Raw genomic sequence first — 16,780 nt, 5'->3', positions numbered from 1 at the left:
TACTGTATGAAGGTATTATTAGACATCGAACTATATACCATCTTTGATAAGGCGTTCCCATCCTGATAGTGACCTAAGGAAGTATATTTTAAGGCATTGTAATTAGAGGTAAAAAATGACGTTACTTTTGGCATCACGCTTGTTTATTGAGAACAGTTATTTATATATTGACTCTATTACCCTGCGCGGCATACCGCGTTTAACATGATATAGGCTAAAATACAGGCCGTCATTTTCGTACCATGCTGAAATGGCTAAAAGAAAAAACATGACTGTGTACAAAAACCTATTATATATCACTTATTAATATTCCATCGGTTCAAGAGGAAAGTATGCTCAGCGTTAATGCCAACGATAAATCATATTGCAATAATATAACATATAGCGAGATACCGGAAAAAAATCGCACAGACGTTAGTTTATATGATCATAAAAAATTTACCGAAAACATTAATTTTATTAAAGAAATTTATCGAGCTAAGTATCAGCCAACAACCAATATCACACCTCATGCATTCGTGAATGATTACCTGACCGTATGTGTCGATGCATCGTCTGACTCGCCCCCCTGCCTGCCGGCGCGCAATCATGAGATAAGGCCAAGTCCGGATACCTGCCAGCGTAATTTATTCAGGTTCATGCTAAATACCTGGTTTCAGTGGTACGAAGCAGACGTTGAGGCAAACATTAAGATAAAACTTACCCAATGCATGCGTTTATTTTTGCATGAATATGAGAACTATCACTATTCTGGCACGCCGTTGTCCGACCATGCCATGCTGGAACAGACCTTCGTCCTGCCGGAGGAATTAAAATGTATCCTGCCGCCGGGAGTATTTGTGGAAAAAATCATATTGGAAACGATGATTTATTTACTTTCGCAAGAGAAAACGGATTTTTTTTGTACCCCGACCCTGCTTTATGGACATCAGGCGAATAGAATCAATAACCACTTTCCTCTTTATTTAAGGGAGGATACGCAGAAGCGTTTTCACATTGCCCGTGTCAGGATGGAAACACTCGCTATAGGCCATTATCTGATGATGCCTTTATTATCTATGCAAAGAGGAGAAGATGGTGTTTTATCCCAGGGTGATCATTTCAGCGCTATTTTAGTGGAAAAAAAATCAAGGGGTTTTGTTTTTAATATCTTCGACAGTTACGACTCAGGAGAGGAGAATGAAGATAAAGAAAAATTATTAGACGCTCTTATTGACGAATCAAGTGATAACGAAATTCGCTATTTTGGCCAGCAGTTTCAATTTAATAATGATTGTAGTATTCATACGTATAATTTTCTCAGATTATGCACTCTGGCGCCGTCCGCCGCATTATCTGAACAGCATCAAATTCGTCAGATGACCGAACGCTATATACTCAATATCAAATCATTGCAGCAACTGCTCGGGAGAGATGACAACGCAACAAGCCAGATGTTACGTACGTTTTTTGTTCTGGACGGGATTAAAAGCGGTTATACGCAGGGGATGGCCCATGATTTCGAATTGCTGGGCAAGATCTATGATGTGCAGGAAGGCGGCGCCGTTGCCGGCAACGCCACCCGTCCCCCCGGCTTTTGGCAACGATTGCGCCGTAACCCATCATTGACCTTGAGGCCCTGGAAGCGGTGCGGCAAAAATAGCACATCGCCGGCGTGACATTAATTAGCGCCGGGCAGGGACCGGCGGAACGCCGCCGCATCCCTGGCCAGCGCGTCAATATGGGTGCCTAATATTTTGATTTTGTGGATTAACGGATTGCGATCGGGCGAGCTGTCCAGGTTGTTGAGCTGGCTTATCAGTAGCGCATTTTGTTCACGCAGCTTTGCTTCGCGGCGCAGGCTCAAATCCAGTTGTTGCTGCAAAGTCTGATGGTCCAGCTGCCACAGTTTATGGTGGCGGCCAAAGCTTTGCTCCAGCTCCGTCAACGCATCGTTTAACCGTGTTTCGAACTCTTGCAACAACATAATCGTTCCTTAAAAATGACCTTTGGCGAAGTATAATCACTGTCGGCATAGCCAACAAATGCATTAGTGCCCGCCTTTTTTCACCGGTTAAATGCTTACCAAAACGTCCTGGGAAGCAGGCCGGAAACCGCTTGCGGCATCAGATTTTTACCGCGCGCAACACCACGAATTTTGGATTCGAACCAAGTGTAGTGCAGTTGCCGAATAACTGTTTGATCTGATGATAATAATCTAAGTGTCGGTTGGCAACGACGCGTAATTCCCCCCCGACGCGCAGGGTGCGCTTCGCATCCCGGAACATTTCCCTGGCGATGTGATCGGTTATCGCCTGCTGCTGGTGGAACGGCGGGTTGCATAACACCGCCTGCACGCTGCCGGCGTCATAACCCGCCAGCGAATTTTCCACGCTGAACCGGCAGCGCGCCATATCCTGGGGGCGGTTAATCTCTATATTAATCCGGCTCGATGCGACCGCCATATAGGATTCATCGACAAAATGCACTTCGGACCCGGGATTTTGTCCCAGGGCGGTTAAACCCAGCACGCCGTTGCCGCAGCCCAGATCGACCAGGGTGCCGTCGAGCCCTTTGGGCAGATGGTGCATAAAGAACCGGGCGCCGATATCAAGCGACGCGCGGGAAAACACATTGGCATGATTATGGATCTGGTATCCGCTCTCCTCAAGGGTCCAGACGCAGCGCCGATCGGGACTGTCCGCCGCCGGCGCGGTCACCTGGCTGAAAATCAGCCGGGCTTTCTTTTTGGCCAGGGACGTGCGCGTGGGCCCGAGGATATCGCTAAACCGTTGCAGGGTGGAGTTATGGATATCCTTAACCTTTCCCGCCGCGATAACCTGCGTGGCGGCGGTGGCCACCCGGCGCAGGGCATAGAGCTGATACTCCAGCAGCGCCAGGGTCTTGGGAATTTTCATCACCACCAGGCCGGGGGCGTCCGGCAGCGGGGACAGGCTGTCCAGAAAATGGATTTCACCGTCGTCGCCGGGATTTTGCCGGTCATTATGCCGGGTCGCCAACTGGCTGAGGTAGGAGTCGCCGCTGCTATAGGGCGAGAGGGCGCGCAGCGCGCAGGCCAGCGCGCCGAAGCTGTCGTTGAGAATCAGCGTCGGCCCGGCGACGGCGCCCAGGGTGGCGATATGGGCCAGCAGGTATTCGTCCGCCGCATCCCAGGCCTGTAAATTGTCATCGGCCGCGCCGGGCGGATATCTGTCAAGCTCCAGCGTGCCGGAAGCATAGTCAAAGCGGCTCATAGGCCTTTCCTGAAACAGTCAAATTGGGGTGTTTATCCCTGAAAACGCCACCGCAGTAAACTCTTTTTTCATCCGCCGGGCAAAAACCGCGCCGATCGGGGCGATTTAACGCCGGGCGGGCGGGGTTAACCTGCCCGCAGGGATGTTTTCCTTCTACTATTAGCGTGCTAATCTGAGGCTTCGTTTACCACTGCGCAGGATAATGATTCAGTATGATTCGCTTCGCTGTGATAGGTACTAATTGGATTACCCGGCAATTTATCGATGCCGCCCATGAGAGCGGCAAGCTTAAACTGACGGCCATCTATTCCCGCACCCTCCCACAGGCGCAAATACTTGGGATCGATTATCCGGTCCAGTACTATTTCGACTCGCTGGAGGCCCTGGCGCAATCCGATGCCGTAGACGCAGTGTACATCGCCAGCCCCAACGCCATGCACTGCTCCCAGGCGCTGTTGCTCCTGGGCAATAAAAAACATGTGATCTGCGAGAAGCCGCTGGCCTCCAACCTGCGCGAGGTGGAAGACATGATTGCCTGCGCGCGCGCCAATGGCGTCGTGCTGTTCGAGGCGTTTAAAACCGCCAGCCTGCCTAATTTTCATGCTTTGCAACAAGCGCTGCCGCGCGTGGGCAAATTGCGCAAGGTGTTGCTTAACTATTGCCAATATTCCTCGCGCTACCCGAAATATCTGGCCGGTGAACAGCCCAATACCTTTAATCCGGCATTTTCCAACGGCTCCATCATGGATATCGGCTTCTATATGCTGGCGAGCGCTGTGGCGCTGTGGGGCGAGCCGCTGCGCCTGTACGCCACCGCCTCGTTGCTGGCCAGCGGCGTTGACGGCCACGGCACGGTGTGCCTGGATTATGGCGATTTTGACGTGACGCTTAGCCATTCAAAGGTCAGCCAGACCGCGTTGCCAAGCGAAATCCAGGGGGAAGACGGGTCCCTGGTGATTGAAAAAATGTCCGAATGCCAGCAGATCACCTGGGTGCCGCGCAGCGGCAATAAGCAGGATCTTACCCAGCCGCAGCATATCAATACCATGCTCTACGAAGCGGAACATTTTGCCGCGCTGGTGGAAAACAACGAGGTGGAGCACGCCGGTCTGGCGCATGCGCGCGCCACCGCCGCCCTGTTAACCGAAATCCGCCGCCAGACCGGCGTGGTATTTCCCGCCGATAATCCCACGGCTAGCAGCCATGCCGTTGACGCACGCGCCGGCGGCCTGGCGATAAACGCCCGGGATGGGGGGACGGTGGCATGACGACCGCGGCCAAACCCATTCTGATCCTGCAAACCGGCGACGCGCCGCCGGATGTGATCGCGGCTAACGGCAATTACGACACGATGTTCCTGCAGGCGACCGACCTGGACCCACGGCAGGTGTGGATTGTCCACCTGCCGGGCGGCGAACGGCCCGACACGCCCGATGCCTATTGCGGCGTGCTGATTACCGGGTCGGCGGCCATGGTGACCGAACGGCTGGCCTGGAGCGAATTCGCCGCCGCGTGGCTGCGCCGGGCGATGGCGGCCGGGATACCGATTTTCGGCGTCTGCTACGGCCACCAGCTGCTGGCCTACGCGCTGGGGGGCGAGGTGGACTATCTTGCCGACGGCATGGAGGTGGGCACCCAGGCGATTGAAGTATTGCCCGCCGCCGCCAACGACCCGTTGATCGCCCGGCTGCCGGAGCGGTTCCAGGCCAATCTGATCCATTCGCAGACCGTGATCACGCCGCCCGCGGGCGCCACCGTGCTGGCCCGATCGGCGCGCGATCCCCACCAGATCCTGCGCTATCGCCATAATGTGATCACCACCCAGTTCCATCCGGAGTTTTCCGCCGCGGTGATGCATGATTTTTTAGCGGGCATGACGGCCGAGGAGCCGATGCGCGGACCGGAGCTGGCGCAAATCGGCTGCGGGATCGCCGATACGCCCGACAGCGAGGCCCTGATGGCGGCGTTTGTCCGGCAATGCCTGCGGGCGGGATAACGCGGCGCGTCCGGGGTAGCGCGAGGTTAACCGGACGGGAGATTGACTGTCGCAAATTTTTACATTAATGTTGCGCCTAGCAAAGGGGAGTAACTTCTTCGTCGGTTTGCCGTCAATACGATGCCAACGCATCCGGCTACCGGGCAATCAGGACAGCGGAATCAATCCTGTCCTGCGTTGTAAGTGAGACCTTGCCGGAAGGCGAGGTATGTTTGCATCCTGGATCAGGAAAAAACGGCTGCGTCTTCCGACGTTAGCCGTTTTTTTTTGAGGATATCCCTGATGAATACCGTTGGCACACCTTTGCTGTGGGGCGTTTTTTCCGTGGTGGTCGTTATCATGCTGGCCATCGACCTGCTGCTCCAGGGCAAAACCATGACGTTGAAACGCGCCGCCTGCTGGTCCGTGGTGTGGGTCTCCCTATCCCTGCTGTTTAACGCCGCCTTTTGGTGGTATCTCGCCACCACCCAGGGGCGCGCCGTGGCCGACCCGCAGGCGCTGGCATTCCTTACCGGTTACCTGATTGAAAAAGCGCTGGCGGTGGATAATGTCTTTGTCTGGCTAATGCTGTTCGGTTATTTCGCCATACCGGCGCAGCTGCAACGGCGGGTACTGGTCTACGGGGTATTGGGCGCCATCGTACTGCGCACCCTGATGATCTTTGGCGGCAGCTGGCTGGTGACCCGGTTCGACTGGCTGCTGTATATTTTCGGCGCCTTCCTGCTGTTTACCGGGATTAAAATGGCCTGGTCAAAAGAGGATGACGCCGCGCTTGACCAAAAACCGCTGGTACGCTGGCTGCGCGGCCATTTGCGCATGACCGGTGAAATCCACGGCGAGCGCTTTTTTGTCCGCCAAAACGGCGTACTGTTCGCCACGCCGCTGATCCTGGTGCTGATCCTGGTGGAATTCAGCGACGTCATTTTCGCCGTCGACAGTATTCCGGCTATTTTTGCCGTCACCACCGATCCCTTTATCGTCCTGACCTCCAACCTGTTCGCTATTCTGGGCCTGCGCGCCATGTATTTTATGCTGGCGGGCGTGGCCGAACGCTTCTCGCTGCTGAAATATGGCCTGGCGCTGATCCTGGTCTTTATCGGCGCCAAGATGCTGATCGTGGATATTATCCATATTCCCGTGGCGATATCCCTGGGCGTGGTGGCCTCTATTCTGGCAGCCACCCTGCTGATTAACGCCTGGGTTAACCAGCGTAAAGGGGGTTAACGCGTCGAGACGGCTTTATGTTCCGCGGCGAACGGGTCGATGCCGCGTAATTGCATACGGCGAAAGCGCACGATATTAATGCCGTTGACAATCAAAAAGCTGCCTTCGATAAGCGAGCCGCCGATAGAGCCAAGCCAGATATTATGGGTGACCCAGCCGGCGGTGGAACACCACATCACGCAGCGGGTGGTCAGCCCGCGGGTGCGGAACAGCGCCCAGGTGCTGATAACCGTACCGATAATGGGCAGCAGCTCCACGGCGTGCTTGACCTCGGAGAGCCCGAGCGCCAGGGTGAGGATAATGAATGCAAACATCACCAGAATGCTGCGGGTACGTGTTGAGATCACCGTACGCAGCGCATTCAGCACCGCGCTCATGCCCGCGGCGTTGGCGCCCATCAGGAAAAAATGGCAACCGATGATAAAGCTGTAAAGCGCGAGCTGCAGTTTGAACTTGCGATCGTCACGTTTGATAAACATGGTGATGCCGACAAAAAATGCCAACACCCCCACGCCCTGAGCGACCCAGTAAAGGCTCATGGCACGGCATTCCTGTAATTTGGGGAAAGAATAAAATGAAAACGGCGCTTCATAATTATGAAACGCCGTTCTTATAGTAAGGATTCAGGCCGGTTTTTACAACGTTACGCCGCTTTTAAATATGGCCAGTTCCCGGAAATCATTCACTTCGTTGCGCGTGTGCTTGCCATTGGCAATGGCGACGATTAAATCGACGAACTCCGCCAGCACCTGATCCATCGCGACGCCGTGAATCAACCGGCCGGCGTCGAAATCAATCCAATGAGGCTTTTTCGCCGCCAGTTCGCTGTTGGTGGCAAGCTTCACCGTCGGCACAAAACCGCCGTAAGGCGTGCCGCGCCCGGTGCTGAACAGCACCATATGGCATCCCGCGCCCGCCAGGGCGCTGGTGGCCACCGCGTCGTTGCCCGGCGCGCTGACCAGGTTGAGGCCCGGCACATGCAGGCGCTCCCCGTATTTCAGCACGTCCATCACCTTGCTCTGGCCGGCTTTTTGCGTACAGCCGAGGGATTTCTCCTCCAGGGTGGTAATGCCGCCGGCCTTATTCCCCGGCGATGGGTTTTCATAAATCGGCTGTTGATGGGCGATAAAATATTGTTTGAAATCATTGACCATATGCACGGTCTTTTCAAACGTCGCCTCGTCCCGGCAGCGGCTCATCAAAATACGCTCGGCGCCGAACATTTCCGGTACTTCGGTTAATACCGAGGTGCCGCCGTTGGCGATGACATAATCCGAGAAGCGTCCCAGCAGCGGATTGGCGGTAATGCCGGACAACCCGTCCGAACCGCCGCATTCGAGGCCGAATTTCAGCTCGCTGAGTTTGCCCGGCTGGCGCTTATCCCCGCGCATCGCCAGGTAAAGCGCGCGCAGGCACTCCAGCCCCGCCTCCACTTCATCATCCTGCTGCTGGCAGACCATAAAGGTCACCCGCTGCGGATCATACTCGCCAAGCGTGGTGCGGAACACGTCGACCTGATTGTTTTCGCAGCCCAGGCCAATCACCAGCACCGCGCCGGCGTTGGGATGGCGCACCATGTTTTGCAGCATGGTGCGGGTGTTTTCATGATCCTGCCCCAGCTGCGAGCAGCCGAACGGATGGGTAAACAGATGAACGCCGTCGATATCCTCGGCGCCAAAGGTTTCCTTCAAAAAACGCTGCTGGATCTGTTTGGCGATGCCGTTGACGCAGCCGACGGTCGGCAGGATCCACAGCTCGTTGCGGATGCCCACCTCGCCGTTGGCGCGGCGGTATATCTGAATCTCACGATCGGGCATCTGCGCCGGCAGGGTTTTGAAATCCGGCAGGTACTGATATTCATCCAGGTCGCTAAGATTGGTCTTGGCATTTTGCGAATGAATGTGCTGGCCGGGAGCGATGGGGCTCAGCGCATGGCCGATGGGCAGACCATATTTAACGATCATTTCGCCCTCGCCTATGGGCGCCAGGGCAAACTTATGGCCCCGGGCGATAGGCTGGGGCAGCGTGATGGTCACGCCCCCGATTTCCACCGTTTCATTCGTGTCGAGGTCTTGCAGGGCGACCGCCACATTGTCTGAGGAATGAATTTTAATAATATTCATGAATTAACCTTTTTGCTTTCAGCAATAGGCTGAAACGGCAGTGCGCATGCCTTGGTCGATAATGGCCTGCAACTGCTGTTCAACCTGTTTCGCCAGGCCGGGAACCTTGAGCAGATCCTGTTCCCAATGCTCTGTATCGCCCAACACGTCATTTACTAAGGTGCTTAACGCCACCTCGCCTTTGTCCACGCCGCTCCAAAGCGATTTGAAACGGGTGATCCATTTTTCATCATCCTGCATCGGGTAGCTTTCGCCGTTGCGTTCTCCGCGGTAAAACGCGATCAGCGCCGCCAGGGCGAAGGTCAGCCGGGCCGGAAGCTCGCCGTGTTTTTCACGATAGGACAACAGCTGCGGCAGGATGCGGGTACGGAATTTGGTCATGCCGTTCAGGGAGATGGACAATAACTGATGCTGGATAAAGGGGTTGCGGAAACGGCTTAGCACCGCCTGCGCAAACGAGGTCAGTTCATCATGGGGCAGATCCAGCACCGGCACGATTTCTTCGGCGATGGTTTTTTCCACATAAGCGCTGATCAGTTTATCGTTCATCGATTCGCCGACGGTGTCCAGGCCGGACAGGAACGCTACCGGCACCAGCGCGGTGTGCGCGCCGTTAAGGATGGCGACCTTGCGTTCTTTGTAGGGCTTGATGTCGTCGACGATGCGCACGTTCAGGTCCATCTGGTCCAGGCGCAGTTCCTTGGCCAGCCACTGCGGTCCCTGGATAACAAACAGATAAAAATACTCGGCGGTATCAAGGAAGGTGTCCTGGTAGCCCAGTTCGGCCTGCAGTTCTTCCACTTCGCCACGCGGGTAACCGGTCACGATACGGTCGACCAGGGTGGAGCAAAAGGTGTTGTGTTCATTGAGCCAGGTGGTGAACCCGGCCGGCAGCGCCCATTGTTGGGCGTAACGCAGCACCAGCTCTTTCAGCGCGTCGCCGTTATAGTCGATCAGTTCGCACGGCACCAGCACCCAGCCTTTATCGGCGGCGCCGTCAAAATGGCTGAAACGTTCGAACAGCAGTCGGGTCAGCTTGGCGGGATAGCTGGCGGGCGGCGTATCGGTCAGCTTGTCCCCGGCCTGGTAGCTGATGCCGGCCTCGGTGGTGTTGGAAAAGACGAAACGGATATTGGCGTCGTGCGCCAGGGCCAGGTAATCGTCGAATTCATGATAGATATTGATTTCACGGTTAACCGAGCGGATAAGCCTGGGCTCGCGCACCGCTTCGCCCTGTTCATTCAGGCCGCGGATAACGGTGGTGTACAGGCCGTCCTGGGTGCTGAGCGACGGCGGGAAATCCGTATTGATTGGACGGATGATAACGATGCCGGCGTCCAGATCGGTATGTTCATTAAGCAGATCCAACTGCCAGTCGATAAAAGCGCGTAAAAAATTTCCCTCGCCGAACTGGATGACACGCGTGGTGTACTGGGGTCCGGGAAAGTTTTGACGATTTAGCGTTTGCATGCGAAATTTACCTTAAAAATTACCCGGCTGCGGATAATAAAAAATAGCGTTTTAACCGGGCGAGCCTAAGGCCCGCCCCCAGAATCAAAGCTCAATGGCGAAGTAGTTTTTCGCGTTATCAAAGCAGATATTTTTCACCATTTCGCCCAGCAGGTTGATATCCGCCGGCGCTTCGCCCGCTTCCACCCAGTGGCCCAGCATGCGGCACAGGATGCGGCGGAAATACTCGTGGCGGGTATAGGACAGGAAGCTGCGGCTATCGGTCTGCATGCCGACAAAGCGGCTCAGCAGACCCAGGTTGGCCAACTGCAGCATCTGGCGTTCCATACCGTCTTTCTGGTCGTTAAACCACCAGCCCGGGCCGAACTGCATTTTGCCTGGCATGCCTTCACCCTGGAAGTTGCCGATCATGGTGCCGATAATTTCGTTATCCGACGGGTTCAGGCAATACAGGATGGTTTTCGGCAGGGCGTTGTTACGGGCCTGCGCATCCAGCAGGCGGGACAGCGCCATGGCGACCGGCTGGTCATTGATGGAGTCGAAGCCGGTATCCGGGCCGAGCTGTTTCAGCATGCGGGTATTATTGTTGCGCAGCGCGCCGATATGGTATTGCTGGGTCCAGCCGCGGCGGGTGTATTCACTGCCCAGGAATATCAGTACCGCGGTGCGGAACTGGGCGATTTCGTCCTTGGAGGGCAGCTTGCCGTCCAGACGGCGGGCCAGGATGCCGTTCAGGGTGTTTTCGTCCGCTTCGCCGTAAACCACCACGTCCAGCGCATGGTCGGAGACCTTACAGCCATGGGCGGCAAAATGGTCCAGACGTTTTTTCAGCGCGTCGGTCAGGGTGCTGAAGCTGGTGATGGCGGTGTCGGCAGCGGCTTCCAGCAGCTTCATATAATCGTTAAAGCCTTCCGCTTCTATATTAAAGGCTTTATCCGGGCGCCAGCTCGGCAGCACTTTGATATTGAAGCTGGCGTCTTCGGCCACCGCCTTGTGGTGAACCAGGGAATCCACCGGATCATCGGTGGTGCCGGCCAGCTTCACGTTCATCTGTTTCATGATGCCGCGGGCGGAGAAATTGTCCTGGGCCAGCATTTCGTTGCCGCGATCCCAGATTTCCCGCGCGGTGGCGGGGCTCAGCAGTTTATCGGTGATGCCGAACGGACGGCGCAGTTCCAGGTGGGTCCAATGGAACAGCGGATTGCCGATGGTATGGGGAACCGTCTTGGCCCAGGCTTCGAATTTTTCATAGTCCCCGGCGTCGCCGGTGCAAAAACGCTCGGCCACGCCGTTGGTGCGCATGGCGCGCCATTTATAGTGATCGCCTTTCAGCCAGATATCGTACAAATTCTTGAAACGGTAATCTTCCGCAATCTGTACCGGCGGCAAATGGCAATGGAAGTCATAAATCGGCTGGTCCACGGCGTAATCATGATACAAACGGCGAGCGAATTCGCTATCCAACAAAAAATCTTCAGTCAAAAACTGGGACATTTCAGGCTCCTCACCTTCATTTCTTTGAGTTATGTTTCTTAAATGTTGAAAGGTGTTATACCAATTTAGCAGGAAAATGCAGATCCTGCCGGTGCTGATATACCATTTCCTGCCAAATTCAACAAAAACTCAACATATATAGGTCAGCTACAGGGCTTACGCCCGGCTAACGGGACGATTTATTATCCCTTAAAATAAAAATGGTTTTTGTGATGTCACTCAACTTTTAAATCTGTATGACAAGTTATCGTAGCGCCACATTGAGTCTGGACTCAATCATTTTGTTTAGATGACTGCACTCAGGGTCATGAATTCATCTGACGGGCCAGGGCGATGCGGATTTCCGGCGGCGATTTGCCGGCAGTCCAAACAGCGGTAAGCGGTATCGGGTTAAAGCGGCAGGCGTTGGCAAGGCGCGGGTCGTTAGACCGGATAACAGGCCGACAGAATATAACAATACCCGGAGAGCGCGCTCTCCGGCTGGCTCTATACCCGTCGTCCCCATGATATCTGGGTAGTGGTGATGACGGCTCATACTCATTGGGAGAAGTGGTAATGCGTAAAATAAAAGGGTTACGCTGGTATATGATCGCCCTGGTCACCGTTGGTACGGTGCTGGGTTACCTGACGCGTAACGCCATTGCGGTGGCAGCTCCTACCCTCCAGGACCAGCTGCATATCACCACACAGCAATATTCCTATATTATTGCCGCCTACTCTGCATGTTATACGCTCATGCAGCCGGTAGCCGGTTATGTACTGGATTTGCTGGGCACAAAAGTCGGTTACGCCGTATTCGCCATCGTTTGGGCGCTGATGTGTATGGCGACCGCGCTGGCCAGCAGCTGGGGCGGACTGGCGATTGCCCGTGGCGCCGTCGGCATGGCTGAAGCGGCTATGATCCCCGCCGGCCTGAAGGCCAGCAGCGAATGGTTCCCGGCGAAAGAACGTTCTATCGCCGTGGGTTACTTCAACGTCGGCTCGTCAATCGGGGCGATGCTCGCACCGCCGCTGGTCGTCTGGGCGATTGTGGTTCACAGCTGGGAACTGGCGTTCGTTATCGTCGGCGCGCTGAGCCTGGCCTGGGCCATCGCCTGGCTGGTACTGTATAAGCACCCGAAAAACCAGAAGAAACTGAGCGACGAAGAGCGCGAATATATTCTGGGCGGCCAGGAAGCACAGCATCAGGTAAACAACGCCAAGAAGTTGTCCGCCTGGCAGATTATCCGCAACCGTCAGTTCTGGGGCATCGCCATCCCGCGTTTCCTGGCTGAACCGGCCTGGGGTACCTTTAACGCCTGGATCCCGCTGTTCATGTTCAAGGCTTACGGGTTCAACCTGAAAGAAATCGCCCTGTTCGCCTGGATGCCGATGCTGTTTGCGGATCTCGGCTGTATCCTCGGCGGCTATATGCCTCCGTTCTTCCAGCGCATCTTCGGCGTTAACCTGATCGTTTCACGTAAACTGGTCGTGACCCTCGGCGGTTTCCTGATGATTGGCCCTGGCCTTATCGGTCTGTTTACCAGTCCTTACGTTGCCATCGGCCTGCTGTGCATCGGCGGTTTTGCCCATCAGTCCCTGTCCGGCGCACTGATTACGCTCTCCTCCGACGTCTTCGGCCGTAACGAAGTCGCCACCGCCAACGGCCTTACCGGCATGGCGGCCTGGACGGCAAGCACCATGTTCGCCCTGGTCGTAGGCGCCCTGGCGGACACCTTGGGCTTCAGCCCGCTGTTCGCGGTACTGTCGGTATTTGACTTACTGGCCGTGCTGGCGGTATGGACCATACTGCAAAACCGTCCGGTGGTGGAACTGCTGCCCGGGCAAGAGCCGCTCAAACCGGCCCATAGCTAAATGACGCCGCAACGCGCGCTGTTTTCCGCGCGACGCGGCGACCAATAGCACGTCCCTGAAATCCCCGGCACATGCATGACGCATTGCCGGGGATTTTTATTCCGGGGCGGAAAAGTAGGTGTAATGGGATATGTCCATCTAGGCGCTTCATTTAATAAGTGGTATAACAAATATGTCATCGATGTGAGTTCTAAACGAGCAACTTTTGACGCGTTGCGCAGTGATGGCGCGGCACCGACTAAAACGTTACCCAACATTTAAGAGCCTGTATCATGGAATTCACCGAAACCCGACGATTATATCAACAGCTGGCCGCCGAGCTGAAACAACGCATCGAGACCGGCGTCTATCCCGTGGGTGAAAAACTGCCGGCGGAGCGCTATATCGCGGAAGAGATGAATGTCAGCCGCACCGTGGTGCGTGAAGCCATCATCATGCTGGAAGTGGAAGGCTATGTTGAAGTGCGCAAAGGTTCCGGCATCCACGTCATCTCCAGTCAGCAAAAAAACCTGCTGCTGCCCAGCGGCGAGTTTCAGTTCACCACCGCAGGTCCGTTTGAACTCCTGCAGGCGCGCCAGCTGATCGAGAGCAATATCGCCGAATTCGCCGCCACGCAGGTTACCCGCCAGGATATCGTGTTATTAATGGATATCCAGGAAAATGCCCGCCTGGAAGATCGTTTCCGCGATTCAAAATGGGATCTGAAATTCCATGTCCAGGTCGCCCTGGCGACGCAGAACACCGCCATGGCCACCATTGTCGAGCAGATGTGGAGCCAACGGCTGCACAACCCGTACTGGCGCAAGCTGCATGAACATATCGATGATAAATCCATCGAAAGCTGGTGCGAAGATCACGATCATATCCTCAAGGCCTTGATCCGCAAAGACCCCTACGCGGCCAAACTGGCGATGTGGCAACATCTGGAAAACACCAAGCAAATGCTGTTCCACGCCACCACCGATGATTTCGAATTTAACGTCGACCGTTACATGTTTACCGAAAATCCGGTCGTACACCTTGATAGCCTGGCCAACGGCACCAAATAAACCCTCGCGTTGCATGTGATGATCAGGCCGCGGCGCGCCACTGAGGGCCCGCATCCGTGTAGGCGCCCTGGCGCCACGCCGGGGGCGTTCGTTCATTTCAGGCCAATGGCGCGCCATGCTTGACTCTTCTTACCCCGTCCCAGGCGGATGTGCGCGTTTTCAACCTCCTGTTTTTTTTAGTCTTGCCAAGCGCTTGCGCCCGGCGGCCGGACCACGTCAGCAAGTGTCGTTTTTCTGTCAGCCCATGTAAAAGAAGCCTTTGCCAGGCGTTTTTATTGCAATATATCCTCGCGGCGGGACGATTGTCGGTTATATTTCCCTGTCTCACGATGTCTGATTTTGTTACAGTGAGATGGCTTTTTTTACATTTTAACCAGGTTGTAAGCTGCTGTTTCAAGTTAGGAATGCTGAATGGATATACTAAAATCCCTGGTACATGCCCTCTGGCGACAGGATTTTGAAACACTTGCCGACCCTACATTGGTCTGGACCCTCTATTTGATATTGTTTGTCATTTTATTTCTGGAGAACGGCTTGTTGCCCGCGGCTTTCCTGCCCGGGGACAGCCTGCTGATCCTGGTGGGCGTGCTGATAGCCAAAGGCACCATGAATTTTCCCCTGACCCTGCTGATACTGACGGCGGCCGCCAGCCTGGGATCGTGGATCAGTTATATACAGGGTAAATGGCTGGGCAATACGCGCATGGTGCAAAGCTGGCTGTCCCATTTGCCGGCGCAATATCACCAGCGCTCGCATTCTTTGTTTTACCGGCACGGGCTTTCGGCGCTGCTTATCGGTCGTTTTGTCGCCTTTGTCCGCACCCTGCTGCCGACCATCGCCGGCCTGGCCGGACTGAGCGATACCCGCTTCCAGCTGTTTAACTGGCTGAGCGCGTTTATCTGGGTATTTATCCTGACCACCGTCGGTTTCCTGCTTGGCAAAACCGCCCTGTTCAAGCATTACGAAGATGAGCTCATGCTGGGATTGATGTTACTGCCGCTGATCTTCCTGGTGATGGGACTGGTCGGCTCGCTGCTGATATTGTGGCGTAAAAAACGCGCCACGGACGCCGTAAAAAGGTTAAGAAAGTGAATGTGAACGTAAAATGGCGGCGCGGGTGGATGTCATGGCGAGCGGTATTGGTGGCGACAGCCTCGCTGCTGGTCTTGATATTGCTGCTGCCGGCGCTGATGACCAAAGAGACGGCGCTGGAGATTACCCTTGCCAGCGAACGCGGTTCCCTGCCCGACGGTTTTTATATCTACCAGCGCCTTGACGAGCGCGGCATCAGGATCAAAAGCATCACTCCCGCCAGGGACAGCCTGATTATCCTGCTCGATACGCCCGAACAGGCGCTGGCGGCGCAGCGCGCCCTGGAAGATCTGCTGCCGGAAAATTATTCGGTTTCACGCAGCCGGCACTATCCCCGATGGCACTGGCTTCCCTATCTGCATACCGGCAATGCCCGGGTAGGCTAACCCTATTAACCCTAAGAAATTGCTATAAGTTTTTTGCGGTTTGCCAAATCCGGGGCTACGCTTACAACAAGCGCTAAATATTAGACGCCTAGGTAGTAATGATGGATTAATACGGGCTAACACTGATTCGTAAACGTCGAAGGAGTAAAAAAGATGGTTAAAGATACGACCTCTGAACATTTACGCGCCGAATTAAAGTCATTGGCGGATACGCTGGAAGAAGTGCTGCGTGGCTCCTCTCAGAAACCCAAGGCTGAATTTGACAAGTTGCGCAGCAAGGCGGAAAGCGCGCTCAAGGAAACCCGGACCCGTCTCGGCGATGGCGGCGAGCGCCTGGCCGAACAGACCAAAGTGGTTGCGGAAAAGGCCGATGAATATGTACATGACAACCCCTGGACGGGTATCGGCATCAGCGCCGTAGTCGGGTTTGTCCTTGGTGCGTTAATTATGCGGCGTTGATAAAATGATTGAACAGCAAAGCCAGGGCCCTGGCAAGGGCATTTTCACCATAGGCCAGCGTATTATTACCATTATTGTCAGTATGGTGGAGACCCGCCTGCGTTTGGCAGTGGTAGAGCTGGAACAAGAAAAATCCAATATTATCCAAATGCTGATGATGGCCGGTATTACGTTGTTACTGGCCGCTTTTGGCTTGATGAGCCTGCTGGTGCTGCTGATCTGGGCCATCGATCCGCAATACCGCCTGACGGCGATAGCCACTACCACCGCGGTGCTGTTCGCGCTGGCGATTATTGGCGCCATCTGGACGTTGGGCAAGGCTAAGCGTTCCACCCTGCTGGGTTCCACGCGCGAAGAACTGCAGGTTGACCGGAATATATTGGAAAAGGTCCAGGACGAA

Annotated in this window: 14 protein-coding genes and 2 pseudogenes; 10 read left to right on the top strand and 6 right to left on the bottom strand. The window is 55.0% G+C overall.

Going from position 1 to position 16,780, the window contains the following annotated elements:
* Positions 1 to 332 precede the first annotated feature (332 nt).
* Positions 333 to 1,658 carry a hypothetical protein gene (locus ACL2XF_RS23950; RefSeq protein ID WP_413727625.1) on the top strand — a complete coding sequence of 442 codons (1,326 nt, stop codon included), beginning with the start codon at positions 333 to 335 and terminating at the stop codon, positions 1,656 to 1,658.
* A 2-nt stretch (positions 1,659 to 1,660) separates the two neighbouring features.
* Here the strand turns inward: ACL2XF_RS23950 and ACL2XF_RS23945 are convergent, their stop codons facing one another.
* Positions 1,661 to 1,966 (bottom strand): MbeD/MobD family mobilization/exclusion protein, encoded by a 306-nt coding sequence (locus ACL2XF_RS23945; protein ID WP_410013400.1) that lies wholly within the window; start codon positions 1,964 to 1,966, stop codon positions 1,661 to 1,663.
* Between the two features lie 139 nt (positions 1,967 to 2,105).
* Positions 2,106 to 3,233, bottom strand: a complete 1,128-nt coding sequence (rlmG, locus tag ACL2XF_RS23940; protein WP_413721514.1) for a 23S rRNA (guanine(1835)-N(2))-methyltransferase RlmG — start codon at positions 3,231 to 3,233, stop codon at positions 2,106 to 2,108.
* A 212-nt stretch (positions 3,234 to 3,445) separates the two neighbouring features.
* Here rlmG and ACL2XF_RS23935 point away from each other — a divergent pair.
* The 3 genes and pseudogenes from ACL2XF_RS23935 to ACL2XF_RS23925 form a co-directional block, all read left to right on the top strand.
* Positions 3,446 to 4,420, top strand: a pseudogene (locus ACL2XF_RS23935) (Gfo/Idh/MocA family protein); the annotation flags it as partial.
* A 77-nt stretch (positions 4,421 to 4,497) separates the two neighbouring features.
* Positions 4,498 to 5,229, top strand: coding sequence for a glutamine amidotransferase (locus tag ACL2XF_RS23930; RefSeq protein WP_413727624.1), 732 nt, complete (start codon positions 4,498 to 4,500; stop codon positions 5,227 to 5,229).
* 282 nt (positions 5,230 to 5,511) lie between these two features.
* Entirely contained in the window at positions 5,512 to 6,453 is a 942-nt protein-coding gene (locus tag ACL2XF_RS23925; RefSeq protein WP_413721515.1) for a TerC family protein, read from the top strand.
* On the opposite strand, the gene ACL2XF_RS23920 is transcribed toward ACL2XF_RS23925, so the two are convergent.
* The 4 genes from ACL2XF_RS23920 to uxaC all read right to left on the bottom strand — a co-directional run bounded on the left by ACL2XF_RS23920 (position 6,450) and on the right by uxaC (position 11,540).
* Entirely contained in the window at positions 6,450 to 6,992 is a 543-nt protein-coding gene (locus tag ACL2XF_RS23920; RefSeq protein ID WP_410013396.1) for a YgjV family protein, read from the bottom strand. The two genes, ACL2XF_RS23925 and ACL2XF_RS23920, sit on opposite strands and share 4 nt — an antisense overlap.
* 96 nt (positions 6,993 to 7,088) lie before the next feature.
* Positions 7,089 to 8,576 carry a UxaA family hydrolase gene (locus ACL2XF_RS23915; protein WP_413727623.1) on the bottom strand — a complete coding sequence of 496 codons (1,488 nt, stop codon included), beginning with the start codon at positions 8,574 to 8,576 and terminating at the stop codon, positions 7,089 to 7,091.
* An 18-nt stretch (positions 8,577 to 8,594) separates the two neighbouring features.
* Positions 8,595 to 10,046: a tagaturonate reductase gene (locus tag ACL2XF_RS23910; RefSeq protein WP_410013394.1), complete on the bottom strand. Its 1,452-nt coding sequence runs from the start codon at positions 10,044 to 10,046 to the stop codon at positions 8,595 to 8,597.
* An 84-nt stretch (positions 10,047 to 10,130) separates the two neighbouring features.
* Entirely contained in the window at positions 10,131 to 11,540 is a 1,410-nt protein-coding gene (gene uxaC, locus ACL2XF_RS23905) for a glucuronate isomerase (RefSeq protein ID WP_410013393.1), read from the bottom strand.
* A gap of 555 nt (positions 11,541 to 12,095) precedes the next feature.
* On the opposite strand from uxaC, the gene ACL2XF_RS23900 reads away from it, so the two are divergent.
* The 6 genes and pseudogenes from ACL2XF_RS23900 to ACL2XF_RS23875 all read left to right on the top strand — a co-directional run.
* Complete coding sequence (locus ACL2XF_RS23900) at positions 12,096 to 13,394, top strand: MFS transporter (RefSeq protein WP_331120011.1); 1,299 nt, start codon at positions 12,096 to 12,098, stop codon at positions 13,392 to 13,394.
* A 272-nt stretch (positions 13,395 to 13,666) separates the two neighbouring features.
* Positions 13,667 to 14,443, top strand: a complete 777-nt coding sequence (gene exuR, locus ACL2XF_RS23895; protein ID WP_410013392.1) for a transcriptional regulator ExuR — start codon at positions 13,667 to 13,669, stop codon at positions 14,441 to 14,443.
* 411 nt (positions 14,444 to 14,854) lie between these two features.
* Positions 14,855 to 15,535 carry a DedA family protein gene (locus ACL2XF_RS23890; RefSeq protein ID WP_410013390.1) on the top strand — a complete coding sequence of 227 codons (681 nt, stop codon included), beginning with the start codon at positions 14,855 to 14,857 and terminating at the stop codon, positions 15,533 to 15,535.
* Positions 15,532 to 15,921, top strand: a complete 390-nt coding sequence (gene mzrA / locus ACL2XF_RS23885) for an EnvZ/OmpR regulon moderator MzrA (RefSeq protein ID WP_413727622.1) — start codon at positions 15,532 to 15,534, stop codon at positions 15,919 to 15,921. Before ACL2XF_RS23890 ends, mzrA begins: the two co-directional genes overlap by 4 nt.
* Before the next feature lie 153 nt (positions 15,922 to 16,074).
* Complete coding sequence (locus ACL2XF_RS23880; protein WP_162366294.1) at positions 16,075 to 16,380, top strand: DUF883 family protein; 306 nt, start codon at positions 16,075 to 16,077, stop codon at positions 16,378 to 16,380.
* A gap of 4 nt (positions 16,381 to 16,384) precedes the next feature.
* Positions 16,385 to 16,768 (top strand): annotated as a pseudogene (locus ACL2XF_RS23875) (phage holin family protein); the annotation flags it as partial.
* Positions 16,769 to 16,780: the final 12 nt, after the last annotated feature.

This window comes from Sodalis sp. RH19 (assembly GCF_047324215.1).
Classification (GTDB): Bacteria; Pseudomonadota; Gammaproteobacteria; order Enterobacterales; family Enterobacteriaceae; genus Acerihabitans.
This window is presented reverse-complemented; position numbering and strand designations above follow the sequence as displayed.